Consider the following 25,389-nt stretch of genomic DNA (forward strand, 5'->3'; position numbering starts at 1 on the left):
TGGTCGCCAGCCGACAAGCCCGTAGGAACTACGACGAATGTCTCGTTCGGGCCTACCGCTGCGTCTCGACGCAGGGCCGTCGAATGCACGGTGCTGAAGGCCTTCTCGATCCCATACGTTCACTTCGACACCCGGATCGACACTGGCCCCAGCCGTGCTCGCGCCGTCACCGAAGACGACGAACAGGACAATTGATGTCTCATCTTGGAGATCGCACCTCATGGCTGCGAGCGGCCGTCGTTTCGACGGCTGCCGTGCTCGCCGCCGCCACCCTCGCGGGCTGCTCGTCGAGCAGTACTGCGGCCGGCTCTTCCAGCAGCGCCGCCGGCTCCTCCAGCAGCGCGGCCGGTGCGTCCAGCAGTGCAGCCGGATCGTCCGGCAGTGCGGCTGGCTCGTCCGGAACCGCGGCTGGTCCGAGCGGCGGATCTGCTGTATCGGCTGCCGACCTCGCCACGCTGAAGCAGGCACTCGCCGACGCCGCAAAGCAACCGACCTTCACCGCTCAGGGGCCGGCCTTCTCCGTCGCCGGCCTTGCCGGCAAGAAGATCCTCTCCATGCCCGTCAGCAGCCAGGTCAAGACGTGTGACACGAACTCCCGTCAGATCGTCGACATCGCGAAGAGCGTCGGCATGACGGGCAGCACCTACTTCCAGAACAACGGCGGCCCGCAGGCGTGGGTGCAGGGCATGAACCTTGCGATCAGCCAGCACTACGACGGCATCGCGCTGGTCTGCGGCATCGATCCAGCTGCTCTGGCTCCCCAGATGGCGGCGGCCAAGGCCGCCGGAATCAAGGTCGTCGACATCCACCTCGCCGACGTCTCCGAGCCGGCCTCGACGTTGATCGCCGGACAGACCGACGGCCAGTTCGACCAGGCGATGCGGATGGGTGTCGCCTCGGCACTGACCCGGGCGAACGGTAGTGCGATCGACTCGCTGGTGATCACCTCGAACGAGAACCCGCCCTCCATCGGGATGGGTAACACCGTGACGCAGGAGTTCAAGAAGTATTGCGCCGCCTGCAAGGTCGACTCCATCAATGTCTCGATCCCGGACTGGTCGACGAAGTTGACCAGCGCGGTGCAGTCGGCGCTGGTGCGGAACCCGAACATCAAGGCGGTGTTCACCGTGTACGACGCCCAGACGCCGTTCGTGCTGCCCGCGCTGAAGGCTTCCGCCCACGGCGCGATGATGTACGGCTTCGGTATGACGCCCGACGTCGTCCCGCTGATGGCCGACCCGTCGAACCTGCTGGGTACCAACATGGGTCCGGATGCTTCGTGGATGGCCTACAGCGGCGCCGACCAGCTGTTCCGGGTGATGTCCGGACAACCCGCCATCGCGGCGTCGAAGGCCTTCGCCCCGTACCGCCTCTTCACGCCGGCCAACGTCGCGGAATTCTCGGCGGCAGGCAAGGGCTTCGGTGACAGCTACGTCAAGGGCTACCGCAGCCTGTGGCAGAACGCCCCCGCCGGCTGACATGTCCAGCACAACGGCTCTGGAGCTGCGGCACATCTCGAAGGTTTTCGGGGCCACGCGTGCTCTGTCCGACGTCGATCTGACGGTCGAGCAGGGTGAGGTGCTCGCGCTGCTCGGCGAGAACGGATGCGGGAAGTCCACCCTGGTCAAGGTTCTCGCCGGAGTCAACGTCCCGGAACCCGGGGGGTGGCTCGCGGTGGATGGCCGGGAGGTCACGCTGCCGATGGCCCTCGGGGCATCCAGCGGCCTGGGTCTCAGCTTCGTCCACCAGGACCTCGGCCTCGCGAAACCGCTGACGGTGGTGGAGAATCTGCTCGGAAGCTCGCTGGCGACCGGCGGCCCGTCCCGTCGGCGGATCAACTGGCGGCGCGAGATCCGGGCAGCAGCGAAGATGCTCGGTTCCTACGGGGTGAACATCGACCCCCGGTTGGTGGTGAACGACCTGCCACCGGTCGACCAGGCCCTGGTGGCGATCGCCCGCGCGGCCGACCAACTCGAGCAGTACCGCGCCCGGACCGGTGCCGCGTCATCGGTTCTCGTTCTCGATGAACCGACGGTGTTCCTGCCGGAGCACGAGGTCGAGTTCCTGTTCGATCTCATCCGGCGGGTGGTGGCCTCCGGATCGAGCGTCGTCTTCATCTCGCACGATCTTGCAGCCGTCCGGGAGATCGCCGACCGCGTGACCATCCTGCGTGACGGCAGGGTGGCAGCCACCGCGGCCATGAGCGACGTGAGTGACGACGAGATCGTCGAGCTCATCGTCGGTTCGGCCGCCGCCGCCGCTGCGGCCGGTGGACCCGTCGGTGCGGCCCAACGACTGCGACAGTTCGACTCCGGCTCCCCTGCCGCGGTCACCGTCACCGGATTGAGAGGTGGTCGGGTCCACGATCTGGACCTGACGGTGGCCCCCGGGGAAGTCGTCGGCCTCGCAGGCCTGATGGGCTCCGGGGTCGAGGACGTGCCGTACCTGTTGTTCGGCGCCAGACCGGCCGGCGGCACGCTGGCGCTGCGCGACGCGTCGGTCGATCTCACCCGGCACAGCCCGGCGGCGGCGGTCCGGATGGGCATGGCTCTGATCCCGGCCGACCGGCGACGTGACGCGATCGCCCCGGCCGTGTCGGTGGCGGAGAACATGATGCTCCCGGTGGCGCAACGGTTCTCCAGGGCCGGCTGGCTCCGCGTCGGTGAGCTGCGGGCCACCGCCGACGAACGCGCGGAACGCTTGGACGTGCGCCCGCGCCGGACCTCGCTTCCGATCGGCACGCTGAGCGGCGGCAACGCCCAGAAGGTGGTGCTGGCCAAGTGGTTGGAGATCGAGCCGCGCCTGCTGGTGCTGCACGAACCGACGCAGGGCGTCGACGTCGCTGCGCGCGCCGAGATCTACCGGGTCATCGAACGGGCGACGACGACGGGTATGTCCGTCATCTGGGTGTCGAGCGACTTCGACGAACTGGCCACGGTGTGCCATCGGGTGGTCGTGGTGAGCGACGGCCGGCAGGCCGGCCAGGTCGAAGGAGCCGTCATGAGTCCCGAGGCCATCTCGACCGCCGTCTACGCCGCAGCGCGAGCGACCACCGAATCGTCCCTCTCGACCACAGAAAAGGTGCACCAGTGACGTCCGCCCCCATCACCGACCCGAAAACGCCGACGCCACAGCGACAGTCGCCGCGCACCTCCCCGGCCTGCGGCCGGTCGATCGGGCAGTGGGCCGAACGCTCGGCACTTCCGCTGGCCTGGCTCCTGCTGGTCGTGGTCTTCTCCATTCTTTCTCCGGACCGGTTCCTCACCAGCGGTAACGTCACGAGCATCCTCGGCTCCCAGTCGATCCTGTTCATGCTGGCCCTGGCCGCACTCGTCCCCTCGATGGTGGGCGACATCGATCTGTCGCTCGGCGCTACGGGTGCGCTGGCCGCCGTGGTGATCGCGGTGCTCAACGTGCAGCACGGCGTACCGGTCGGAGTGGCCTGCCTGATCGCGGTCGCGGTCGGCGCCGCCTGCGGTGGAGTCAACGCATTGTTCGTGGTGATGTTCAAGACCGAGCCGTTCATCGTCACGCTCGGCACGGGCACGTTCTTCACCGGCCTGGTCTTCTGGCTGGCGAACTCGACGACCATCGTCGGGGTGTCCGGCGACCTGGCGAACTGGACCTTCCTGCGCCAGGTCGGAAAGGTGCCGGTGCAGTTCTACTACTGCGTCCTGATCATGCTGATCATCTGGTACGTCGCACGCTTCACCCCGGTCGGGATGCGGGCGCTGTTCGTCGGGCAGTCGCGGGACGTCGCGGTCCTGAGCGGGATCAAGGTCACCCGGGTGCGGGTGGGTGCGTTCATCCTGGCCGGCACCATCGCCGCTCTGGCCGGTGTCCTCTACGTCGGCACCACCGGCTCCGCCGGCCCGTCCTCGGTCGACACGTTCCTGCTGCCCGCGTATGCCGCGGTCTTCCTGGGTGCGACCTCGATCCAGCCCGGTCGGTTCAACGCGCTCGGCACCGGGATCGCAGTGCTGTTCCTGGCCACCGGTGTGGCGGGGTTGCAACTTCTCGGGGCCCAGGATTTCGCCCAGCAACTTTTCTACGGTGCCGCTCTCGTGGCCGCCGTCACGCTCTCCCGACTCGTCCGCCGCCCTTCGACCCGGTAGCCGCTCGACCCGGTAGCCGCTCGGCCCGGAATTCCCAGGTGCTGAACCGATCTGCTCGTGCAGGGCAGATCGTCCAGGGCAGATCGTTCAGGGCAGGTCGATGCTGACGGTCCCCGGTTCGCGGTGCGAGTGGGAGCCCGCGCCCCCCACGGGTGGCGGGCCGACCACCCGCGACACGCAGGACTGCAGGCGATCGTTCCGCTGCCGCTGGGCTTCGCTGAGGAAGACATCCCGGTGGTCGATGACGCCCCGCACCTCGAGGACCTTGATCTGGCACAGGCCGCACTCTCCGCGACGGCAGTCGGACATCATCTCCACACCAGGGGATTCCAGCGCCTCGAGCATGGAAACATCGCCAGCCACCGTTGTCTCCAGGCCCAGTCGAGGGATCACCAGCCTGAAGGCCTCCGAGTCGAATCGTCCACCGCTTCCGAACGTCTCGAATCGGAGATCGGCGGGACGCCGGCCGGCTCGAGCCCAGGTCGCCTGGATCGCCGCCAGCATCGGAGCCGGCCCGCAGAAGTAGAGCTCGCCGCCGGGCGGAACGCCCGCCACGAGTGCCTCGATGTCGATTCGACCGCCCTCGTCACCGATGTGCAGGTCCATCCGATCACCGTGTTCGGCGACGAGTTCGTCGGCGAAGGCCATGGCCGCCCGTGATCTGCCGGCGTAGACGAAGCGGTAGTCCGCCCCGCGGGTCTTGAGGGCCCTGCCCATCGCGACGAGGGCGGTGATCCCGATGCCGCCCGCCACCAGGACGTACGCCGGCGCGCCATAGCCGAGCGGGAAGTTCTGCAGGGGCTCGGTGATCCGCACCCGTTGCCCGGGACGCATCCCATGGAGGGAAGCCGAGCCGCCGCGGGTCGGCTCCGCCAGTTGGACGCCGATGACGATTTGATTGCGCCGTGGACCGCAGTCCACGACCGAATACGAGCGGACCTCGGATCGCCCGTGGACCTCGACTGCGATGTCGACGTGGCTGCCCGGCGCCGCCGGGGTCTGCATCCGGTCCGGTGACAGCACGATCCGGCGCACGCGCTGCGCGATGACATCCACCTCCACTACCTGCGCACCTGTCCACACCTGGTGATGGGCGGCAGCCATCTACCGGGACCGGTCTCCGGTGTGGATCGACGAGAACTGCTCGTCGGTCACGGTTTCGGCGGCGATCATCTGCGCGACGATCCGCCGCGTCCACATGCTGCCGGCATCGATGTTGAGGTTGTAGAAGTCGTAGCCCGGGTTGGCGTCGATGCCGCGCTGCTGGGCTTCCAGCATGACCTCGTCCTCGAAGAAGATCCGGGAGACGCCTTCCCGCATGCGGGTGGTGATGGCCTGTTTGTCGATGCACCAGTCGCGGGCGAAGGACCAGAGGTAGCGGCAGGTGTTGGCGGTCGCCGGCGTCATGGTGTTGATGACCGTCCCGGTCACGCCCTGACTGCGATCACCCTGCGCGGCACCGGTTCCGGCCTTGGCCACGCCCACGTCGATCGTGACGGTCGAAGGAGCCGTGTACCGAATGATCTGCCAACGGTCGACCAGCCCGGCATAGTCGGGGAATCGATCCTGTAGCGCCTGCCTCCACACCGGCGGCGGCTCGATGCCCAGCATCCACTTGGTCACCGTGACCGTCCGATCGGTGTGGGTCACCTCGAACTCCGATTCCGACAGTCCGTCGTGACCGATGCTCGAGCCGTGGACGAACTGCTCGTGCGTGAGGTCCATCAGATTGTCGACGACAAGCTGGTACCCGCAACCCACCTCGATCGTCCGACCGTCGCCGGCCCAGTCCGGGTGCTCGTTCCAGAACAGATCCGGCACCGTGGTGGGATCCGCGAGGGCCGGATCGCCCGGCCAGACCCAGACGAAGCGGTGCCGCTCGACCACCGGGTAGGAATGCACGGTGGCGCTGGGATTGATGGTGTCCTGCGCAGGCATGAAGGTGGCGCGGCCCCTGCTGTCGTAACAGATGCCGTGGTAGCCGCACATGATCTCGTCGTCCCCGCGCAGCGTACCCATCGACAGCGGCACCAGTCGGTGCCAGCACGCGTCGGCCAGTGCGACGGTCCGCCCCGAGGTCGTGCGGTACAGCACCATCGGCCGACCGGCCACCGTTCTGGCGGTCAGGGATCGACCCACCTCGTGGTCCCAGGCGGCGGCGTACCACGCATCGAGCGGGAAGTGCCGCACCGCTGCGTCCGACTCCTGCTGTGACTCCGACATTCGGATTTCCCGTCTGGGCGGTCGCTCGTGCCCGGCCCCGCTCAGGTTAGGGCGCGGTGCGGCCGGCCACCCGAGGCGGGCGACCCGTCGTACCCGCGCGGTTCCGGAGAACCGGCGTACGACACTTGACGTAGTTCCTCCGGCCGAATCATCGTGCTTCGGCCGGACGGTCCGCGTCAGGCAGAAGTCGCACGTAGGGTGGGAAATCGTGCACATCGATGTCACCGCGACCACTCCGGCCTGGCCGCCCGCCAGCACCGCCGAAGTGGTGTTGCGCGCCCTCGTGGATGTGTCCGCGGATGGTCTGGCCGTACTCGACGGCGACGGTCGTTTCGTCGGGTTGAACGCGAACGCCGCCGCCATCCTGGGGCTTCCGGACACCGAGCTGGTCGGACGAACGGCGCCGTTCGCGATCGACCCGCTGTCCGAGGATCCGGTCGGTGGGATGCACACGACGGCCTGGACCACGCAGGACCGGCGTCGGCGTGACCTCGAGTACCGCCTCGAGCACATTCCCGGGCAGGCGGCGTCCGGGCAGGTGGTGTGGTTTCGGGACGTGACAGATGCGCTACGCCAACAGGAACGGCTGACCGCCATCGTGCGGGTGGCGTCCAGCGTTGCCGACGCCGGGTCGCTGCACGCGACCCTCGACGCCGTTGCGCACGAGATCTTCATGACGGCGAACATCGCCGCGGTGCAGATCCATCTGGCGATGGACGACCCGCGGGACGAGGTACGGATCCTGGGCATGGCGGGCTTCGGGGACTCCACCGGTTTCACCGAGCGCCTGAGCGCCTGCCGCCGGTTGGGTGCCGACATCCGCTTCCTGGAAGCCATCGAGCGGGTCGAGGCGGTCGTCATCCCGCACCGCAAGGCCACCGTGATGGCGGATCCGGACTGGGCGCCCCTGCATTCGATCATGGATCATCCGAACTGGGACGGCTTCGTGGCGATGCCCCTGGTGGTGCGGGGTCGGGCGCTGGGCGTCATCAACGCCTACTACGTGCCGGGCGAGGATCCCGGACCGCAATCGCTGGACTTCCTGCGGGCGATGGCCGACTACGCCGCGGTCGCCATCGACACCGCCCAGTTGCTGGCCCAGACCCGCTCCCAGGTGCGACTCGAGGAGCGCCGGCGGCTGTCCAGGGACCTGCACGATTCCGTGGTGCAGCAACTGTTCTCGATGCGGATGCAGACCACGGCGCTGCGGTCCGCGGCCGACCGGGAGGACCTCGACACGGCCTCGGTCTGCGGCGCCGCCGAGGAGCTCGCCGAACTGGCCCAGAATGCGCTGGCCGACGTCCGCCGACTCATGTTCGAGCTCCGTCCCCTCGACCTCACCGAGCGGGATCTGTTCGACGCGGTGCGGGCCCATGCCGCCAGCCTGCAGGCCAGGACCGGGTTGATCGTCGACGTCCGCGCACCGTCCGGCGTCGAGTCCGACCTGGACATCGACCTCCAGGAGGACCTCTACCGGATCGTCCAGGAGGCACTGCAGAACGTCGTCAAACACGCAAGGGCCACGGCGGTGAGCATCCTCATCACCGACACCGACCACGGTGACGGGCTCGTCGTGGAGGTGTCGGACGACGGATGCGGTCCACACCTGGATTCCGGGACGACGACCGACGCTCCGGCGGCGACACTGGGGCTCATGTCGATGCGCGAACGCACCGAGAGGTGGGGCGGCCAACTGCTCGTCGGGCCACGCCCCACCGGCGGCTGGTCGGTGCGGGCCACCCTGCTCAGAGTGGGCAGGCCGGTGCGCCACACCACCGACCGTGGCCGCGGGGGTGGGCGATGAACGACGCCACGCCTGCGGTCATCCGGGTGGCCGTGGTCGACGACCATGCGTTCGTGCGGCGGGGGGTCCGCGCCTACCTCGACACCGTGCCTTCGGTCGAGGTCATCGGGGAGGCCAACGACGGGGAGCAGATGATTGCTCTGCTGGAGCAGTGGCGGACCACCGCCGAGCCGTTGCCGCACGTCATCCTGATGGACCTCCAGATGCCGGGCATGGGCGGTGTCGAAGCCACCGAGGCCATCGCCCGGGCGTACCCCGACGTCCGGGTCGTGGTGCTGACGAGCTTCGGTGAGGTCGAACGGGTGCATGCGGCGCTCGCCGCGGGCGCCGCCGGCTACCTGCTCAAGGATGCGGATCCCCACGATGTCGGCAGCGCCATCCGGGACGCCGCGGCCGGCCGGGTTCACCTGGACTCGACGGTCGCCCGACAACTCGCGCGGCGAATGGCCGCCCCCAAGATCGGCCTGTCGGGCCTGACCGCGCGGGAACGGGAAATTCTGGTCCTGGTGGCACAAGGGTTGTCCAACAACGACATCGCCAGCAGGCTGGTGATCAGCGACCGCACCGCCCGCACCCACGTGAGCAATGTGCTGAGCAAGCTGCAACTCTCGCCCCGGACGCAGGCCGCACTGCTGGCCATCCGCGAAGGTTTGATCACCGCGCCACCCTCCTGATCGCGACGGATGACGTAGACGTGGCGGGTCGCGATGGTCGATCAGGAGCTGACGTCGGTCCGTTGCTTCGGTCCCGCAGGGTTTCTAGCGTGGTAGGGGACGCGGCCGTCGGGCCGTCGACCTGCTCCGAAGGGAACGATCACGCATGCCCCACGACGCCGAGACACCATCCATCCTGGTGATCAGCGCTCACTCCGGTGACTTCGTCTGGCGGGCCGGCGGGGCGATCGCCCTGTCCGCCCAACGGGCCTGCGCCGTCCACGTGCTCTGCTTGAGCTTCGGCGAACGGGGCGAGTCCCAGGGTTTGTGGAAGCAGCCGGAGATGACGCTCGAGCGGGTCAAGGAGGCCCGGCGGGCCGAGGCCACCGCCGCTGCCGAGGTTCTCGGGGCCAGCATCGAATTCCTCGACCTCGGCGACTACCCGCTGACGGTCGACGCCGCCGCAGTCGAGCAGATCGTCCAGGTGCTGCGTGAACGGCAACCGGAAGTCCTGCTGACGCATGTCGCCGACGACCCGTACAACCGCGACCACAACCTGGCCCACGAGACCACCCTGCTGACCCGGATGGTCGCCCAGGCCCATGGCCACGACCGCACCACCCGTCCCCTGGGCGCCTCCCAGGTCCTCCAGTTCGAACCGCACCAGCCGGAGGTCTGCGGCTTCAACCCCGACCTGCTCCTTGACATCACACCGGTGTTCGACATCAAGGCCAAGGCGATGGCCTGCATGACGGCGCAGGATCACCTGTTGCGCTACTACACCGATCTGGGCAGCCGGCGGGGTGTGCAGGCGGTGCGCAACGGTGCGCCGTCGACCGTCACCCACGCCGAGGCCTACCAGCGCACCTTCCCGACGGTCGGCAGCGATCTGTGATGAACGGACACGTGATCGTGCGGACCGATCGCCGGCCCGACCCTGACGCCGTCGCCACGCTCGCGCACGTCGGCGTGGCCACCGGTCACGAAGCCATGGGCCGGCGAGGTCTCGCCCAGCCGGTGCTTCGTCCCATCTACCCCGGGGCCCGCATCGCCGGCCGGGCCGTCACGGTGCTGAGCCACCCCGGCGACAACCTGATGATCCACGCCAGCATCGAGCAGTGCGGCCCGGGCGACATCCTCGTCGTCACCACCACTTCCCCGTCCACGGACGGCATGTTCGGCGAGCTGTTCGCCGTCCAACTGGCCGCCCGCGGCGTTCGCGGCCTGGTCATCGACGCCGGGGTGCGGGATGTCGCGGCACTCACCGCCATGGGCTTTCCCGTGTGGTCGCGCGCAGTCTCGGCCCAGGGCACCGTCAAGGCGAGTCCGGGTTCGGTCAACGTTCCGGTGGTGATCGCGGGCTGCCACCTCCGGCCCGGTGACGTCGTCGTGGCCGATGACGACGGCGTGCTCTGCGTCCCCCTGTCCCTGGCCCCTGAGGTCGCCGGGAAGGCCGTCGCCCGCGAGGCGTCCGAGGCGGACAAGATCGAGCAGTTCCGTTCGGGTGTACTGGGTCTGGACCTCTACGGGATGCGGCCGACGCTCGACCGGCTCGGTGTCGTCTACGTCGACGAGTCTGCGTGAGCACGTTCGTCCTGGTGCACGGGGCGTGGCACGGCGGCTGGTGCTGGGACCGGGTCGCCCCGCTGCTGCGGGCCGCCGGTCACGAAGTCCACTCCCCCACCCTCACCGGGCTGTCCGAGCGGGCCCACCTCCTGTCGCCTCAGGTCGGCCTGGACACCCACACGGAGGACGTGGTCCGGCTGATCGACGTGCTGCAATTGCAGCAGGTGGTGCTGGTCGGCCACAGCTACGCCGGCCAGATCGTCAGCGCAGTGGCGGACCGGCGTCCCGGCATCGTCGGCCTGCGCGTCTATCTCGACGCTTTCGTGGGGACAGACGGGGAATCGGCCCGGGAGCTGCTGCCGCCCACGGTGGAGCACCACTGGGCGGAGTCCGCAGCCCAGGACGGTTTCGGATGGTTGGTACCGGTACGGAAGCTCACCGTCCTCGGCGTCACAGAACCGGCCGATATCGACTGGCTCACACCGCGTCTCACCCCTCATCCCTGGAAGACCTACACCGACCGCCTACGGCTGACCGGCGCCGCGGACGAGACGCCGGCCGCCTTCATCGAGTGCGTCTCGTGGATGCGGGTATTCCGCGACCAGGCCGACCGGGCACGCGAGCGAGGCTGGCCGGTGCACGAGCTCCGGACCGGCCACGAAGCGATGGTGACCGAACCGGCGGCCCTGTCCGCCGTACTGCTGGCCCTGGCCGCGGAACGAACTGCCCCATCGGCAGCACCACAGCGAGGGAGATGACGTGGAGTTTCTCGTCCGGTCCGAGAACCGGCTGCCCCCGGAGACATCCGCCGAGCGGCGGGCCGAGTTGCGAGCGGCGGAACGGGTCCGCGCGATGGAACTGCGGGCGGCCGGCACCCTACGGCGACTGTGGCGGGTGCCCGGCCGCAACGCCACCGTCGGCCTGTACGAGGCCGACGACCCCGCCGCCCTGCACGACGCGCTGATGTCCCTGCCGATGGCACCGTGGCTCGACGTCACCGTGGAGGCACTGGCCCAGCACCCCCAGGAACGATCGTGACGACCTCGGGGGGTGCACCGGTGGGCGGGGAGACACCGGGGCGTACCGACACCTACGTGTTCGACGGCCAGACGAGCCGGCGGGGGTATCCCATGAACAAGATGTTCATGAGCCTGCGCACCGCCGCCGACCGCGAACGCTTCCTGGCCGACGAGCAGGCCTACTGCACGGAGTTCGGGCTGACCCCGGGACAGCAGACGGCGGTGGCCGACCGGGACTGGAACGCCATGCTCGACCTCGGCGGCAGCATCTTCTACGTCTACAAGCTCGCCATGCTCGACGGCCGGTCCATGCAGTACCTCGGCGGCGTCTTCACCGGGATGACCGAAGACGAATTCGTGGCGGCACTACGCTCGGGAGGGCGAATCAATGGCTGAACTGATCTGGGGCCTCGCGACGTCGCACGTGCCGTCCATCGGGTCTGCCATGGATCGCGGCAAGACCCAGGATCCCTATTGGAAACCATTGTTCGATGGATACCAACCGGCGCGGGACTGGATGGCCCGGCACCGACCGGACATCGTGCTGGTCGTCTACAACGACCATGCCAACGGGGTCGACCTCGACATCATCCCGACCTTCGCGATCGGAACCGCCGAGCGGTACCAGGTCGCCGACGAGGGTTTCGGACGGCGTCCGGTACCGGATGTCGTAGGGGCGCCGGACCTTTCGCTGCACCTGGTGCAGAGCCTGATGGACGAGGGCTTCGATCTGACCGTCTTCCAGCAACTCGACGTCGACCACGGCCTCACCGTGCCACTCTCGATCTTCTGCCCCGATCCGGGCGACGCCTGGCCGTGTGCGGTCGTGCCGCTGTTGGTCAACGTCATCCAGTACCCGCAGCCCACCGCCGCGCGCTGCTACGCACTCGGTCAGGCGATCGGGCGGGCCATCGCGGGTTTCGACTCGGACGTGAAGATCGCCATCTTCGGCACCGGCGGGATGTCCCACCAACTCGCCGGGGCCCGGGCCGGCTTCATCAATCCCACCTTCGACCACATGTTCCTGGACGCCATCGAGAACGACCCGCAATCACTGGCCGCCCTGACTCGCGAGGACTACATCACCCAGGCCGGCTCGGAGGGCATCGAGCTGATCATGTGGTTGGTGATGCGGGGTGCCATGCAACCCACGATCCAGCTGGTGCACTCCACCTATCACGTCCCGGCCTCCAATACCGCTGCTGCGTTGGCGCTGTACGACAACCGGGCACCGCAGGGCATCTGACCCGGTGCCGGGCCGCGGCGACCACCGTGGTGGCGCCGCGCACCAGGGGTTGACCGCGTGGCCGCCTCCTCCTAGTATCTGCATACGTGCAATAGTTGCGCGTATGCAGCTAATGGGAGGAGTTCCGATGGATGCAACCAAAGGCGAGAGCGCCGCGATGGTGGGCCTGTTCGAGCGTCAGGCGGCCACCTGGAATGCCGGTGACGCCGCCGGGTACGCCGCGTGCTTCACCCTCGATGCGGAGTACGTCACCTGGGTGGGGACGCGCTACCGCGGAAGAGCGGACATCGAACGCTCCCACGCGGCCCTGTTCCGCAGGTTCCTCAGGGGCACGACCATGCGCTGGGAGATCATCTCGGTGCGGACCCTGGCCGGCGGTACGGCGGTGGTCCTCACCCGGGGCGACGTGGCGAAGCCGCGGCCGCGACGACTGACCAGGGTGCAGACCTATGTCGTCGTCGACAGCCCGGAAGGGTTGCAGGTGGCTTCTTTCCACAACACCAGGCGGCGGCCGCTGATCGAATCGCTGTCGTTCCGCGCCGCGCCGCAGACCCGGCCGGCCGGGTGAACCGCTCGGTCAGATCGCTGCTGCGCAAACGCAGTGCCGTCTATCGCGAGTACCTCGGCGCGGTCGTGGCCAACGGACAGGCCAACGCGGATTCGACCGGTCTGCACCCCACCGATGTCCGTGCGCTCGACGTGCTGCAGGCGTGCGGGCCGTTGAACGCCGGTCAGCTGGCCGACAAGGTGGGGTTGAGCACGGGGGCCACGACCCGGTTGGTGGACCGACTCGAGACGTCGAGCTACGTGCGTCGTGACCCGGGGTCGCAGGACCGGCGCAGCGTGACGGTGTCGGTCACCACGGAGAGCGTCGATCACCTGCGTCAGGTGTTCGAGCCGACCCGGCATCGGCTGGGCGAGCTGCTGCAGACCTATTCGGTCGAACAGCTGGAAGTGCTTTTCGACTACTTCGAACGGGCTACCCCCGTGTTGCGCGAGGCAGCCGAGGAGACCCGGCGGAAATACCGTGACGACCTCGGCCGGGCCGCCTCGCGACCGCGCCATCGAGCTGTGGTGGCGGTACCGCGGGTCAGTCCGGAGGCATGACGAGGATGGGCTTGATGACCTCTCCGCCGGCCGATGCCTGCAGGGCGTCCGCTATGCGTTCCAGGGGGAAGTACTCGACCAACCGGTCGAAGGGGAAACGGCCCTGCGAGTAGAGATCCATCAGCGCGCCGATCAGCCGTTGGCTACGGCCGCTGCCGCCCAGGGTTCCGACGATGGTCTTGCCCCACAGCGTGGTCAGGTGGTCGGCGGTGAACTCCGCGGCCGCGGGCGCGCCGCCGATCAGGACGCAGGTCCCCCGCATCCCCACCGAGTCGATCGCCTGCCGCACCACCGAGATCACCCCGGTGCATTCCAGTGCGTAGTCGGCCGGTGCACCGCAGATCTCCGCGACCGCCGTCACCGGATCGTTCTCGCGTGCGTTGACCGTATGCGTGGCACCGAGCTCCATCGCCAGGGCCAGACGGGACTCGTGCCGGTCCACCGCGATGACCGTGGTGGCGGCGGAGTTGCGGGCGGCCATGATCGCGGCGAGCCCGACCGCTCCGGTCCCGTAGACGACGATCGAGGTGCCGGGCTGTGGCCGCACCGTGTTGAAAACCGCTCCCGCGCCGGTGGCCAACCCGCAGGCAAGTGGCCCCATCAGTTCGACGGGCAACCCGTCTGGGATGGGCACGAGCGCGTTCGCGGAAGCGAGAGCGTAGGTGGCGAAGGACGACTGGCCGAAGAAGTGACTCGACAACGGGTCGCCGGTCGAGGTGTGCAGAGCGGACGAACCGCCGGCCCGGCCCCCGCCGGCAACGAGTTCCCCGAGACTGCGGCAGTACCTCGGTTCCCCTTCCAGGCAGTTGCGACACACACCGCAGAACGGCCAGCCGATCACCACGGCCTGGCCTTCCCGGACACCGGTCACGCCGTCACCGACCGCGACCACGGTTCCGGCGCCCTCGTGTCCGAGGACCCCGGGCAGCGGGAACGGCATGGCACCGTCGCGGGTGATCGCGTCGGTGTGGCAGAACCCCGTGGCCGTCACCTTGACGAGAACCTCGCCGGGGGCTGGCTCCTCGAGCTCCACGTCGCGCACCACGAAAGGACCGTGGGTGTGCTCGACGACCGCGGCTCTGATCTTCATCGATCTCCTACTCGAGTCGTTGCGCAGCATAGCTTCTGGCGCACTCGGACGTCCTGGTCTGAATTGGTCGGGGGTGGGCTGGGGTCGCTCGTCGAGGGACGGTCGGGCTGGTCCGTGCGGCTAGAGCGGGAAGCCGGTCGAGTGGGTGTCCATGAAGTCGCGGACACCCTCGATGCCCATCACCCGTCCCATGCCGCTGTGGTTGAACCCGCCGAACGGAGCACGCTCGTCCAGATGGGCGGCGCCATGGGCGTTGATGAAGGTGAATCCGGTGCGGAGCTGCCGTGCGATGACGGCCGCCCGATCGAGATCCGCGGTCCAGACCGAGGAGCACAGGCCCGACCAGGTGTCGTTCGCCCTCCCGATTGCCTGGTCCTCGTCGTCGAACGGCAGAATCGGCAGGGTCGGACCGAATTGTTCCTCGACCACTACGCGGGCGTCGTCCCCCGGGTCCAGGACGAGGCTCGGGCGCAGGAAGTTCCCACGCGAGAGGTCGGCGCCTGCAGCGGCCTCTCCGAACTGACGCACCTCGGCCCCGGCCGCGCTCGCCTGATCGGTGAGCCCGCGGACGTACTCCAGCTGGCGACGGGTGTGCAGTGGTCCCATGGTGACGTCCACGTCGAGGCCGTGACCAAGTCTGACCTCGGACAAGATGGCCGAGAGACCGTCGACGACCTCGTCGTACCGCGACCGGTGGACGTAGAGACGTTTGGTCGCCATGCAGATCTGACCGGTGGAGTCGAAGGTGCCGCTGAAAAGGCGTTGCAGGGCATCGGGACCCAGGTCCGCGTCGGCCAGGATCAGGGCCGGGTCGTTGCCGCCGAGTTCCAACGCCACCCTGGTCAAGGAGTCCCCGGCCATCGACATGATCCGCTTCCCGCCGGCCGGACTGCCGGTGAAACAGACCTTCTTGACCCGATGGTCCTGGATCAGCGCCGGACCGATCTCGGAATCCGCGCCCGTGACGACGTTCAGGACGCCTTCGGGCAGGAGCTGCGCCAGAAGGGTCACGGTCCGGGTGGTGGCCAGTGGCGCCGAGGGGGGCGGCTTCACCACCACGGTATTGCCGGCCAGCAGCGCCTGCGGGAGGCAGGCCTCCAAGATCGCCAGCGGCCAGTTGAACGGAACGATGATCGTCACCACACCCAATGCCAGGTAACGGATCTCGGTCCGGTACGGCGGGGCGGGAAGGTACGTCACATGCTCGACGTCGCCCGCCAGGGCGGCCGCCAGTTCGAAGCGGTGCGCAAGAACCAGGGAGTCCACGAACGACTCGGACCTGATCTTGCCGTTCTCGCGGGTGAGCACCTCGGCCGTCGCCTGACGGTCTGCCGCCAGGGGGGCGAGTGCGGCGATCAGAAGGTCGGCCCGCTCCTGTGGCGTGCGTGCCGCCCAGGCGGGGAAGGCCCGGTGTGCTGCGGCGACCGCGGCGACCGCCTGCTTGGCGCTGGCCGCCGCTGCGTAGCCGACCACCGAGATGCCGTCAGCCGGGTCCAGCACCTCCAGCGCGTCATCGGCAGTCTGGACCTGCCCGTCGATGTACAGATCCGTCCTGATCTCGGGCAATTGATCTACATCGATCATCGTTCATCCTTCGACTCGTGTTGGTGGCCGTGAGCGACCACAGAACCGCTCTCCTGACGATATCGGCCGTCGGGCCACACATCCCGGGGCATTCGACCCGCTCCTGCGAGGCAGTTCGGCCGCCCGGTCCGCGACATTTGACGCAGACGCGAGCGAGCGCGGTACCCCTGTGCGCCGGTGCCGGGTCAGCTGCGCCGCCCAAACGGTTTGTCTTCTTGCCGGACCGCCGGCCCCACCGATCAATACTGACCGATGGGTAGACCCAAACCTCGGCATCGGCCGTTGAAACAGGGCCAGACGGGTGAAGCCGGGTGTTGGGCTTGACACACAACCACGGGTGGATGACCATTGCCGAGTCAGAGATGCCAAAAGGATTGGGCGATGCAATGGTGCAGGTCAAGGCAGCGACCATCCGTGATGTTGCGGAACTGGCCGGCTTTTCCGTCACCACGGTGTCCCACGTCCTCAACGATGTCGACGGCAAGCGGATCGCGGAAAGCACCCGCGAACGAATCCGTGAGGTTGCCGGGCAGCTGCAGTACCGCCCGAACAAATTGGCCCAGGGGTTGCGCAGCCAGCGCAGCCACACGATCGGTTTCGTGTCGGACCTGGTCGCCACCACGCCCTACGCCGGACAGCTGATCCTCGGTGCCCAGGAGGCGGCCTCCGCTGTCGGGTCACTGCTCCTGCTGTTGTCCTCCGGCGGTGACCCGGCACTGGAGGACCGGGAGCTGCAGGCGCTGATCGACCGTCAGGTCGACGGGGTCGTCTACGCGTCGATGTATCACCGGGTCGTCGATCCACCGGCGAGACTGGGTGACAGCCCCGCGGTCCTGCTCGATGCCAGGACGGACAGTGGAGCGTTCACGTCGGTCGTGCCGGATGAGATCGGCGGGGCCAGAGCGGCTGTGGAGGAACTGCTCTCGCACGGACATCGACGAATCGGGTTCTGCACGGACCGCAGCGACATCCCGGCCACCCGTGCGCGGCTGGCCGGATATCGACAAGCCCTCGAGGTGTACGGGATCGCGTTCGACCCGTCCCTGGTGGTCGCCGGGCGGGGTGAGGCCGAGGGCGGCTTCCAGTCCGCCCACTCGTTGCTGACCCGGCCGGACCGACCCACCGGCCTGTTCTGCTTCACCGACCGCATTGCCTTCGGTGCCTACCAGGCGGCATCGGAACTCGGATTGTCGGTACCACAGGATGTTTCGATCGTCGGGTTCGACGATCAGGAGATCATCTCCGCCAATCTGCGACCCGGACTGACCACCATGGCGCTCCCGCACTACGCGATGGGCAAATGGGCGGTCGAGTCGCTGATGCGTCAGATCGACAACGGGCCGGATTCTCCGGCCGTGCACCAGCTGATGCCGTGCCCCCTGGTACGTCGGGCATCGGTGAGCGCGCCGCCTCGAGGCTGATCCTCGACAGGTCTCCACCTCGAGGCGACGAATACCCACACACCCAAGAGAGGCATCCGTATCAGCGGGCCGTCTCTCGATCCGGTCTGCCCGGATCACCACCACACGGAGGAACAAGTGGCACTACGCACCTTCAAGAGCCTCGCGACCGCCAGTCTAGCGGTTGCCCTGGCGGTCACCCTGGCCGGCTGCGGCAAGAGCAGCAGCTCGGCCGGCGACAGCGGCGGGAACACGCTGACGTTGTGGACCCACAACGCCGGCAACGCCGCCGAGTTGGCTTCGATCAACGCGATCGTGGCGGACTACAACAGCAGCCAGAAGAACTACCAGGTGAAGGTGCAGGCCTTCCCGCAGGACTCCTACAACCAGTCGGTGACCGCGGCCGCGGCGGCGAAGAAGTTGCCCTGCATCCTGGACGTCGACGCACCCAACGTGCCGAACTGGGCCTGGGCCAAGTATCTGACCCCGTTGACCGGGCTGGACGACACCCTCTCCAAGTTCCTGCCCTCCACCGTGGGCAAGTGGAAGAGCCAGACCTATTCGTTCGGGTACTACGACGTCTCGCTGGCCCTGGTCAGCCGCAAGTCGGTGCTGCAGGCCAACGGTATCCGTATCCCTACGATCGACAAGCCCTGGACCGCAGAGGAATTCAGCACTGGACTGGCGAAGATCAAAGCGGGCGGTAAGTACAAGTACGCACTCGATCTCGGGACCAGCGCTACCGGTGAATGGTGGCCGTACGCCTATTCCCCGATGCTGCAGAGCTTCGGCGGAGATCTGATCAACCGCACCGACTTCACCTCCGCGGCCGGGGCCCTCAACGGCCCCGCAGCGATCAAGTGGGCCACCTGGTTCCATTCCATGGTGGCCGGCGGGTACGCGCCGCTCAAATCCGGCGCGGATCCCATCGCCGACTTCGGCAACAACGTGAGCGCCATCCTCTGGTCCGGTCAATGGTCTTCCGTACCGCTGGTGAAGAAGTTCGGTACCGATGTCGTCTTCCTGCCGCCCGTCGATTTCGGCAGCGGCGCAAAGGTCGGCGGCGGTTCCTGGCAGTGGGCGGTGAGCTCCGGATGCTCGAATCAGGCCGGCGCCATGGACTACATGAAGTTCGCCTCCCAGGACAAGTACGTCGCCTCGGTCGCCACCGCGACGTTCAACATCCCGGCGACGGATGCAGCCGCAGCGACCGTCAAGGGCTATGAGAAGGGTGGAGCCTACGACATCTTCCGCCAGTACTCGAAGAAGTTCGCGACGATCCGGCCGCCCACACCCGGCTACCCGTTCATCGCCACCGAGTTCACCAAGACCGCGCAGGACATCGTCAACGGTGCCGACCCGAAAGCTGCTCTCGACCATGCAGTTTCGGACATCGACGCGAACCAGAAATCGAACAACAACTTCTCCTAGCCTCACCATACGGCCGCGCCCGGGGGGGTATTCCCCCTGCCGGGCGGGGCCCCGGGTCCCCGAAGGAGCAGACCCATGAGCTCGACCCTCGACACTCGTTCCCCCGTCCCGCCCACCACCACCGGCCGCAGAAGACGCGGTACCCGCCGGGCCCTCTCGCAGAGAAGTGCCGCCGCCTGGATGATCGCTCCGGCCGGCGTACTGATGGTCACGTTCGTGCTCGTCCCGATCGCGCTGACCTTCGCCCTGGCCTTCACCAACTCCAAGCTCGTGTCGCCCGAGCCGATCGCATTCATCGGGTTCGACAACTTCACCCGCATCTTCGCCGATGCCACCTTCTGGAAGTCACTGCGCAACACCGTGGTGTTCGCGGTCTTCGTCGTGCCGTTCCAGGCGGGATTCGCGCTCGGTCTGGCTCTGCTGATCAACGTCAAGATCAAGGGAGTCAACTTCTTCCGCACGATCTACTTCCTTCCGGTGGTCACCTCCATGGTGGTGGTCGCCATTCTCTGGACCTTCATCTACCAGCCGAACGGCCTGATCAACAGTCTGCTGCTGAAGATCGGCATCCACGGTCCTGACTGGCTCGGCAACAGCCACACCGCGCTCGCGGCCATCATCTTCATGTCGATCTGGCAGAACGTCGGCTTCCACATGGTGATCTGGCTCTCCGGGCTGCAGACCATCCCCTCCTCCCTGTACGAGGCGTCCTCCCTGGACGGCGCCTCGACGTGGCAGAACTTCAAGTGGGTGACCTGGCCGGGGCTGAAGCAGACCCGCACCTTCATCCTGATCACCATCACGATCGCGGCCCTGGCACTGTTCACCCAGATCAACATCATGACCCAGGGCGGGCCGCTGGACTCGACCTCCACCGTGGTCTACCAGGCGGTCCGGGCCGGCTTCCAACAGCAGCAGACCGGATACGCGTCGGCGATCTCGCTCGTGTTCTTCGTGATCGTGCTGATGATCTCGCTGGTCCAGCGCTTCCTCACCAGAGACAAGGACGCCGTCCGATGAGTGACACCCTGACCCCCACGACCCACCCCGAAACTGTTAGCCCTCCGGCCGGGCTGCCCGGTGAGAAGAAGAAGAGGGCGGCCTCGATCCCCGGCCTGATCTTCCGGGTGCTGCTCTGCCTGGTCTTCGGGCTCCCACTGCTGTTCATGATCATTTCCGGATTCAAGCCCGACGACCAGATCTTCTCCGACCTCACCTCGTTCAAGGCCTTTCTTCCGGTCGGTCACCTCTCGTTCGACAACTACACCGCGGTGTTCGACCGGGTTCCGTTCAGCACCTTCATCATGAACTCGGTGATCATCTCCGTCTGCACGGTGGTGCTCGGCGTCATCGTCAACTCGATGGCGGCGTTTGCGTTGGCCCGTCTGCGGTTCCGCGGCAAGACGATCATCCTGTCGGTCATCATCGCCACCCTGATCGTCCCGTTCGAGACGCTGGCGCTGCCGCTGCTCTGGTGGGTCAACAAGCTACCGTGGCTCGACGCCGGCGGCTTCTCCTTCGGCTGGCTCGACACCTACCGCGTCCAGATCCTGCCGTTCGTGGCCAATGCCTTCTCGATCTACCTGTTCTACCAATTCTTCGATTCCATCCCGAAGGAACTCGACGAGGCGGCCACCGTCGACGGAGCCGGCTGGTTCCACATCTACCGGAAGATCGTGATGCCGCTCTCCGGGCCGGCGATCGCCACCGTGTCGATCCTGACGTTCCTGCCTGCGTGGAACTCCTATCTGTGGCCGCTGATGGTCGTCCAATCGGAGGGGCTCCGTCCGGCGATGGTCGGCATCGACTACTTCAAGCAGCTCAACGTCTCCTGGGGCCAGTTGATGGCCTATGCATCGATGATCACCGTCCCGGTGCTGGCCCTGTTCGTCGCCTTCCAGAGGGCCTTCATCAACTCCATCGCCTCGTCCGGCGTGAAAGGCTGAAATGTTCGCTCTACCCGAATCCTGGGTCTGGGATTTCTGGCTCGCCGACGACGGGGAGAACTACCACCTCTTCTTCCTCTATGCATCCCGTGCCCTCCCCCGTCCGGACGACCGGCACTATCGCGCCTCCATCGGACATGCGACCTCGGCGGACCTGACGAACTGGGACCGCGTGCAGGACGTGATGGTGCGCAGCGATGCACCTGCGTTCGACGACCTGGCCACCTGGACCGGCTCGGTGGTCCGGCATCCCGATGGCACCTGGTTCCTGTTCTACACGGGCGTCACACTCACCGAGCGGGGGAACCGCCAGCAGATCGGCTACGCCACCTCCGCAGATCTGCTGCACTGGCGCAAGAGCGGATCGAATCCGTTGCTCTGCGCCGATTCCCGTTGGTACGAGACGTTGGCCGACGGCCAGTGGCACGACGAGGCCTTCCGCGACCCCTGGGTGTTCGCCGACCCGGACGGCAACGGCTGGCACATGCTGATCACCGCGAGGGCCAACTACGGGCGAGCCGACGACCGCGGCGTCATCGGCCACGCCCGGTCACCGGATCTGCGGACCTGGGTGCTCGGGCCACCGCTGACCGAGCCGGGGCAGGGGTTCGGCCAGCTCGAGGTGACCCAGGTCGAGATCGTCGACGGCCGTCCGGTTCTGTTGTTCTCCTGCCTGGATTCCGATGTCTCGAAGAGTCGACTGGCCACCGGGACCACGGGCGGCGTGTGGTGGGCCGGCGCCCAGTCCCTGCTCGGCCCCTTCCAGATCGCCGACGCACAGCAGCTCACCGACCGGAGACGCTACAGCGGGCGCATCATCCGGAACCGCGATTCCGACGACTGGACGTTCCTGGCCTTCGACTACGACGCAGATGACGGGGGCTTCGTCGGCACCATCGCTGATCCGCAACCGATCCAATGGACCGGTCCGACCCTGGCCCTGGGCAGCGCGGACGCCGGCATCCGCCACTGACACCGGCCTCCCCGGCCCGCAGTTCGCCGGTCGACCTTCGAAGTGCACTTCGCCACCGGCTGCATGATCTCGATGCTCGACATCCGCCCTCCTGCGGTAGGACAATCATCGCCGAGGTGATGATCATGGAAACCGGAACGGACCCGGTCCGGCGGCGCGGTGGGCAGGTGCGACATTCAACCTGCTCCGACTGACACGACGGTTACGGCGGAGTCCCAGTGGGGGGGCTGGTACCGGGAGATGTTCGAGTGCAGCCCGGTGGCCCAGGCACTGGCCGACGAGGAAGGTCTTCTGGTCCTGGCCAACGACGCCTACTGCCGCCTGGTCGGCCGTGATCTCGGCTCGCTGATGGGTCGTTCCTCCGCGGAGTTCACCCACCCCGACGACCTCGGGGAGCACGCGATGATGGGCCAGTTGATGGCTGCGGCCGCCGCGCAGGGTGAGACCCTGCGGGTCGAGAAGCGTTACGTGCGACCCGATGGGGAGATCCGTTGGGGCTGGGTATCGGTGGCTCCGGCCCACGGCCCTGTTGGCCGGACGTGGACGATGGCGATCGTGCACGACACCACGGACCGGCGGCAGGCGGAGGACGTGCTGCTCACCGAGGCGGCCACCGACGCGCTCACCGGGTTACTCAACCGACGCGGCTGGCGTCAGCAACTCCGGCAGCTGTCGACCGCGTGGAACAGGGTCGACCATTTCGCATTGGTGATGCTCGACCTCGACCACTTCAAGGCCTACAACGACGCGCGCGGCCACCCGGCCGGCGATCGACTTCTCGTCGCATTCGCGGCCGGTGCCGAGGCCGAACTGCGGGAGGGAGATCTGCTCGCCCGCTGGGGCGGTGAGGAGTTCGCCCTCGCACTGCCGGGGTGCGACCGGGACCAGGCCGCGCGGGTGCTGGAACACCTCGCCGCACTACTTCCCGACCATCAGTCGTTCTCCGCCGGCTACGACACCATCCGCCCCGGGGAGTCCATCGGCGACTGTCTCGAGCGGGTCGATCAATACCTCTACCGCGCCAAGACCCAGGGCCGCAACCAGGCCGTCACCGCCTTTTCGACCACGCTCAGGTTCTCGACCGAACGGGCGGACTGATCGAACCGGGCTGCTGACCACGGACCTTCAACCACCCGTCCTTGTTCACCGGCCCTCAACCACCGGCTTTGAAACGCCACCGGCAGTTGCCCGGACCCTGGCCGGCGCGTCGGGCCGGTGCGCCGGGCACGGTGGGTCTGGTGGGCGCGTCTGGCTCGTTCGGTCTGGTCTGCGCGTCTGGCTCGTTCGGTCTGGTCTGCGCGTCTGGCTCGTTCGGTCTGGTAGGCGCGTCGGAAACTGTCCGGCCACCGCGGCTTCTGGGCAATGTCTGACACTTTGCGATGCGCGGGCCCCCGGCGCCGCCTCGGTTCAGGTGGTCACCAACGGTTGCGTTGCACAATCGTCGATACCGAAGGTCTGGGTCCCCGTAGTCGGGTGACGCAGACCTTCGGTATCGACGATTTCCGGCATCGATGCGGCTGACCACAGCGCAGGGCCCGGTCCGATCCACTTCAGGGGTTGGATTGCGCCCGCCAGCGGGCATCTCAGAGCGTCCGTGCCGAGCGCGGCCCTGTTCCGCAGAGACTGTCACCGGGTCGGGCGGACTCGGGCCGTCGACCACGAGGCCACAGAGGGCAGTTCCTGGCGCCCGGGCGGCGCTGGATGCTGGACAGCAGCCGGGCTGAGCGATGGGCGCCCCACCAGGCGAAGCCCAGGAGCATCACACCCGGCAGCACGCCCGCGACCAGAGCGATCGACGGGTCGCCGGCGCCGGTTCCGGCAAGGCCGATTCCAGCCAGGCCGCATGCGGTGATCGCACCACCGAGCCAGTGGAAGAAGCGCTCCCCGAAGACGACGGCGAGGCCGAAGAAGTGCACGCCGACTCGCGGTTACCACTGGGTGGTGACGGTCGGTCGAGACCTCAAGCACACGAGGCCATCTCACCATTCCTGAATGAGCCCCCAAGAAGGTCGGCCTGCGTCGAATCAGCCCGCGCACGCTCCGCCGTTGCCGGGCAGACGGATGTGCCATGGTGAGAGGGCTTTCCTGGCTCGGATCAGGCGGCCAGGTGGAACGTCCGCGCAAAGCGATCGAGGAGGTCACCGCGCCCGCGGAGCACCTCGACCACCCCGGTCGCGATCGCGCGATCAGGGGCGAGCTCGCCGGAGATGACGCGGCGGATACCCGGACCCGCGGCGAAGGCGAGGTCGACCGGTCCGTCCCCGCGCGTCACGTCCAGGGTCGAGCCGTCCACCCGGACGAGCAGCTCGGCAGGACCGAAACGCGCCGCATAGGCGGTCGCGGGCAGGTTCATCGCCACCTGCGGTCGGAAAGCCGTGCGAAGGGCCATCGTCATGGAGTCGGGTGTGATGACCTGTCCCTCGCGCGGCTCGCCCATTGCCTTGAAGCCCCAGGCGCCGAGTGCCAGCACCACTGGCTCGAGTTCGCGGCCGTAGGGCGTCAGCTCGTACACGATGACCCGCGAGTGCGGCGCCCGGCGGATGAGGCCGGCCGCCTGCAGCTCCTTGAGCCGCGTGGCCAGGATGTTGGTCGGGATCCGGGGGAGCCCGGCGGCGAGCTCCCCATAGCGGCGCGGCCCGACGAGCAGGTCGCGGACGATGAGCAGAGCCCACCGCTCGCCGACCAGCTCCAGTGCTCGGGTGACGCCGCAGTACTGCCCGTACTCGCGGGCGGCCATCGACCTCAGGCCTGCTGGCTCATGAATGCCGCGGGGCCCTGCGCGGCCGCGACCGGGTCCATGAAGCCGAACTCGAGGACGTTGCCATCGGGATCGGTGAGCTGACGCTGGTACATGAAGCCGTAGTCCGTCAGGGGGTGCATCTCCGAACCGCCCGCAGCGAGACCGGCGGCCAGGGTCACGTCAACCGCCTCCCGAGTGTCGAGGAAGATCGCCGTTGCCACCGACACGGTCGCCGATGGGTCGCCGATCGGACGGTCCGTGAAGGTCTGGAAGAAATCACGCACCAGGATCATGAAGTAGCTGTGGTCCTCCTCGACGACGACGCAGGCCGCGTTGTGGTCGGTGAACAGCGGATTGATGGAGAAGCCGATGGCCGTGTAGAACGCCTTCGCACGCTCCAGGTCGGTCACCGGCAGGTTGACGAACATTGCGGTCATCGGGGTCTCCTTCGTGTGGATCTGCTTGCGGACAGCTCCTACACTTGCAAAAAGC

Annotated in this window: 26 protein-coding genes; 19 read left to right on the forward strand and 7 right to left on the reverse strand. The window is 67.6% G+C overall.

Going from position 1 to position 25,389, the window contains the following annotated elements; translation table 11 throughout:
- The first annotated feature begins 194 nt into the window (after positions 1-194).
- The 3 genes from H7F38_RS22025 to H7F38_RS22035 are packed head-to-tail and all read left to right on the forward strand — an operon-like array spanning position 195 to position 4,115.
- Positions 195-1,478: a substrate-binding domain-containing protein gene (locus tag H7F38_RS22025; protein ID WP_187091769.1), complete on the forward strand. Its 1,284-nt coding sequence runs from the start codon at positions 195-197 to the stop codon at positions 1,476-1,478.
- 1 nt (position 1,479) lies between these two features.
- Positions 1,480-3,093, forward strand: coding sequence for a sugar ABC transporter ATP-binding protein (locus H7F38_RS22030; RefSeq protein WP_187091770.1), 1,614 nt, complete (start codon positions 1,480-1,482; stop codon positions 3,091-3,093).
- Positions 3,090-4,115 carry an ABC transporter permease gene (locus tag H7F38_RS22035; protein WP_187091771.1) on the forward strand — a complete coding sequence of 342 codons (1,026 nt, stop codon included), beginning with the start codon at positions 3,090-3,092 and terminating at the stop codon, positions 4,113-4,115. Before H7F38_RS22030 ends, H7F38_RS22035 begins: the two co-directional genes overlap by 4 nt.
- An 87-nt stretch (positions 4,116-4,202) precedes the next feature.
- Here the strand turns inward: H7F38_RS22035 and H7F38_RS22040 are convergent, their stop codons facing one another.
- Together H7F38_RS22040 and H7F38_RS22045 are read right to left on the reverse strand one after the other, a co-directional pair.
- Entirely contained in the window at positions 4,203-5,219 is a 1,017-nt protein-coding gene (locus H7F38_RS22040) for a PDR/VanB family oxidoreductase (RefSeq protein ID WP_187091772.1), read from the reverse strand.
- Complete coding sequence (locus H7F38_RS22045; protein ID WP_187091773.1) at positions 5,220-6,338, reverse strand: aromatic ring-hydroxylating dioxygenase subunit alpha; 1,119 nt, start codon at positions 6,336-6,338, stop codon at positions 5,220-5,222. It abuts the gene before it with no gap.
- 208 nt (positions 6,339-6,546) lie between these two features.
- Between H7F38_RS22045 and H7F38_RS22050 the strand changes: the two genes are divergently transcribed.
- The 10 genes from H7F38_RS22050 to H7F38_RS22095 all read left to right on the forward strand — a co-directional run bounded on the left by H7F38_RS22050 (position 6,547) and on the right by H7F38_RS22095 (position 13,733).
- Positions 6,547-8,142, forward strand: coding sequence for a histidine kinase (locus H7F38_RS22050; RefSeq protein WP_187091774.1), 1,596 nt, complete (start codon positions 6,547-6,549; stop codon positions 8,140-8,142).
- Complete coding sequence (locus H7F38_RS22055; RefSeq protein ID WP_187091775.1) at positions 8,139-8,816, forward strand: response regulator transcription factor; 678 nt, start codon at positions 8,139-8,141, stop codon at positions 8,814-8,816. Before H7F38_RS22050 ends, H7F38_RS22055 begins: the two co-directional genes overlap by 4 nt.
- Positions 8,817-8,961: 145 nt before the next feature.
- Complete coding sequence (locus H7F38_RS22060; RefSeq protein ID WP_187091776.1) at positions 8,962-9,690, forward strand: PIG-L deacetylase family protein; 729 nt, start codon at positions 8,962-8,964, stop codon at positions 9,688-9,690.
- Entirely contained in the window at positions 9,690-10,379 is a 690-nt protein-coding gene (locus H7F38_RS22065; RefSeq protein WP_187091777.1) for a 4-carboxy-4-hydroxy-2-oxoadipate aldolase/oxaloacetate decarboxylase, read from the forward strand. The genes H7F38_RS22060 and H7F38_RS22065 overlap by 1 nt, the downstream gene beginning before the upstream one ends.
- Positions 10,376-11,119 carry an alpha/beta fold hydrolase gene (locus H7F38_RS22070; protein WP_187091778.1) on the forward strand — a complete coding sequence of 248 codons (744 nt, stop codon included), beginning with the start codon at positions 10,376-10,378 and terminating at the stop codon, positions 11,117-11,119. Before H7F38_RS22065 ends, H7F38_RS22070 begins: the two co-directional genes overlap by 4 nt.
- Position 11,120: 1 nt before the next feature.
- Positions 11,121-11,399, forward strand: coding sequence for a muconolactone Delta-isomerase family protein (locus H7F38_RS22075; RefSeq protein ID WP_187091779.1), 279 nt, complete (start codon positions 11,121-11,123; stop codon positions 11,397-11,399).
- A gap of 92 nt (positions 11,400-11,491) precedes the next feature.
- Positions 11,492-11,776 carry a protocatechuate 3,4-dioxygenase gene (locus tag H7F38_RS22080; RefSeq protein WP_187094901.1) on the forward strand — a complete coding sequence of 95 codons (285 nt, stop codon included), beginning with the start codon at positions 11,492-11,494 and terminating at the stop codon, positions 11,774-11,776.
- Positions 11,769-12,626 carry a class III extradiol dioxygenase subunit beta gene (locus tag H7F38_RS22085; protein WP_187091780.1) on the forward strand — a complete coding sequence of 286 codons (858 nt, stop codon included), beginning with the start codon at positions 11,769-11,771 and terminating at the stop codon, positions 12,624-12,626. The genes H7F38_RS22080 and H7F38_RS22085 overlap by 8 nt, the downstream gene beginning before the upstream one ends.
- A gap of 127 nt (positions 12,627-12,753) precedes the next feature.
- Positions 12,754-13,194: an SgcJ/EcaC family oxidoreductase gene (locus tag H7F38_RS22090; protein ID WP_222618264.1), complete on the forward strand. Its 441-nt coding sequence runs from the start codon at positions 12,754-12,756 to the stop codon at positions 13,192-13,194.
- Entirely contained in the window at positions 13,191-13,733 is a 543-nt protein-coding gene (locus tag H7F38_RS22095) for a MarR family winged helix-turn-helix transcriptional regulator (RefSeq protein ID WP_187091781.1), read from the forward strand. The genes H7F38_RS22090 and H7F38_RS22095 overlap by 4 nt, the downstream gene beginning before the upstream one ends.
- Here H7F38_RS22095 and H7F38_RS22100 read toward each other — a convergent pair.
- Entirely contained in the window at positions 13,717-14,823 is a 1,107-nt protein-coding gene (locus H7F38_RS22100) for an NAD(P)-dependent alcohol dehydrogenase (RefSeq protein ID WP_187091782.1), read from the reverse strand. The two genes, H7F38_RS22095 and H7F38_RS22100, sit on opposite strands and share 17 nt — an antisense overlap.
- Positions 14,824-14,943: 120 nt before the next feature.
- Positions 14,944-16,407, reverse strand: a complete 1,464-nt coding sequence (locus tag H7F38_RS22105) for an aldehyde dehydrogenase family protein (RefSeq protein ID WP_187091783.1) — start codon at positions 16,405-16,407, stop codon at positions 14,944-14,946.
- A 386-nt stretch (positions 16,408-16,793) separates the two neighbouring features.
- On the opposite strand from H7F38_RS22105, the gene H7F38_RS22110 reads away from it, so the two are divergent.
- From H7F38_RS22110 to H7F38_RS22135, 6 genes are all read left to right on the forward strand, one after another.
- On the forward strand, positions 16,794-17,828 hold the full coding sequence (locus tag H7F38_RS22110) for a LacI family DNA-binding transcriptional regulator (protein ID WP_187091784.1): 1,035 nt from the start codon (positions 16,794-16,796) through the stop codon (positions 17,826-17,828).
- 117 nt (positions 17,829-17,945) lie between these two features.
- A complete protein-coding gene (locus tag H7F38_RS22115) occupies positions 17,946-19,238 on the forward strand; it encodes an extracellular solute-binding protein (protein WP_187091785.1) in 1,293 nt (430 codons plus the stop codon).
- A 75-nt stretch (positions 19,239-19,313) separates the two neighbouring features.
- A complete protein-coding gene (locus H7F38_RS22120) occupies positions 19,314-20,258 on the forward strand; it encodes a carbohydrate ABC transporter permease (RefSeq protein ID WP_187091786.1) in 945 nt (314 codons plus the stop codon).
- Between the two features lie 146 nt (positions 20,259-20,404).
- Complete coding sequence (locus tag H7F38_RS22125) at positions 20,405-21,184, forward strand: carbohydrate ABC transporter permease (RefSeq protein ID WP_370531405.1); 780 nt, start codon at positions 20,405-20,407, stop codon at positions 21,182-21,184.
- 1 nt (position 21,185) lies between these two features.
- A complete protein-coding gene (locus tag H7F38_RS22130) occupies positions 21,186-22,157 on the forward strand; it encodes a glycoside hydrolase family 68 protein (RefSeq protein ID WP_187091788.1) in 972 nt (323 codons plus the stop codon).
- A 240-nt stretch (positions 22,158-22,397) separates the two neighbouring features.
- Positions 22,398-23,255, forward strand: coding sequence for a sensor domain-containing diguanylate cyclase (locus tag H7F38_RS22135; RefSeq protein WP_187091789.1), 858 nt, complete (start codon positions 22,398-22,400; stop codon positions 23,253-23,255).
- A gap of 485 nt (positions 23,256-23,740) precedes the next feature.
- On the opposite strand, the gene H7F38_RS22140 is transcribed toward H7F38_RS22135, so the two are convergent.
- The 3 genes from H7F38_RS22140 to H7F38_RS22150 form a co-directional block, all read right to left on the reverse strand.
- Entirely contained in the window at positions 23,741-24,073 is a 333-nt protein-coding gene (locus tag H7F38_RS22140) for a hypothetical protein (protein ID WP_187091790.1), read from the reverse strand.
- 179 nt (positions 24,074-24,252) lie between these two features.
- Positions 24,253-24,894, reverse strand: coding sequence for a helix-turn-helix domain-containing protein (locus H7F38_RS22145; protein ID WP_187091791.1), 642 nt, complete (start codon positions 24,892-24,894; stop codon positions 24,253-24,255).
- A 5-nt stretch (positions 24,895-24,899) separates the two neighbouring features.
- Positions 24,900-25,334, reverse strand: coding sequence for a VOC family protein (locus H7F38_RS22150; protein WP_187091792.1), 435 nt, complete (start codon positions 25,332-25,334; stop codon positions 24,900-24,902).
- Positions 25,335-25,389: the final 55 nt, after the last annotated feature.

Origin of the sequence: Nakamurella sp. PAMC28650 (assembly GCF_014303395.1) — a bacterium.
Taxonomy (GTDB): Bacteria; Actinomycetota; Actinomycetes; order Mycobacteriales; family Nakamurellaceae; genus Nakamurella.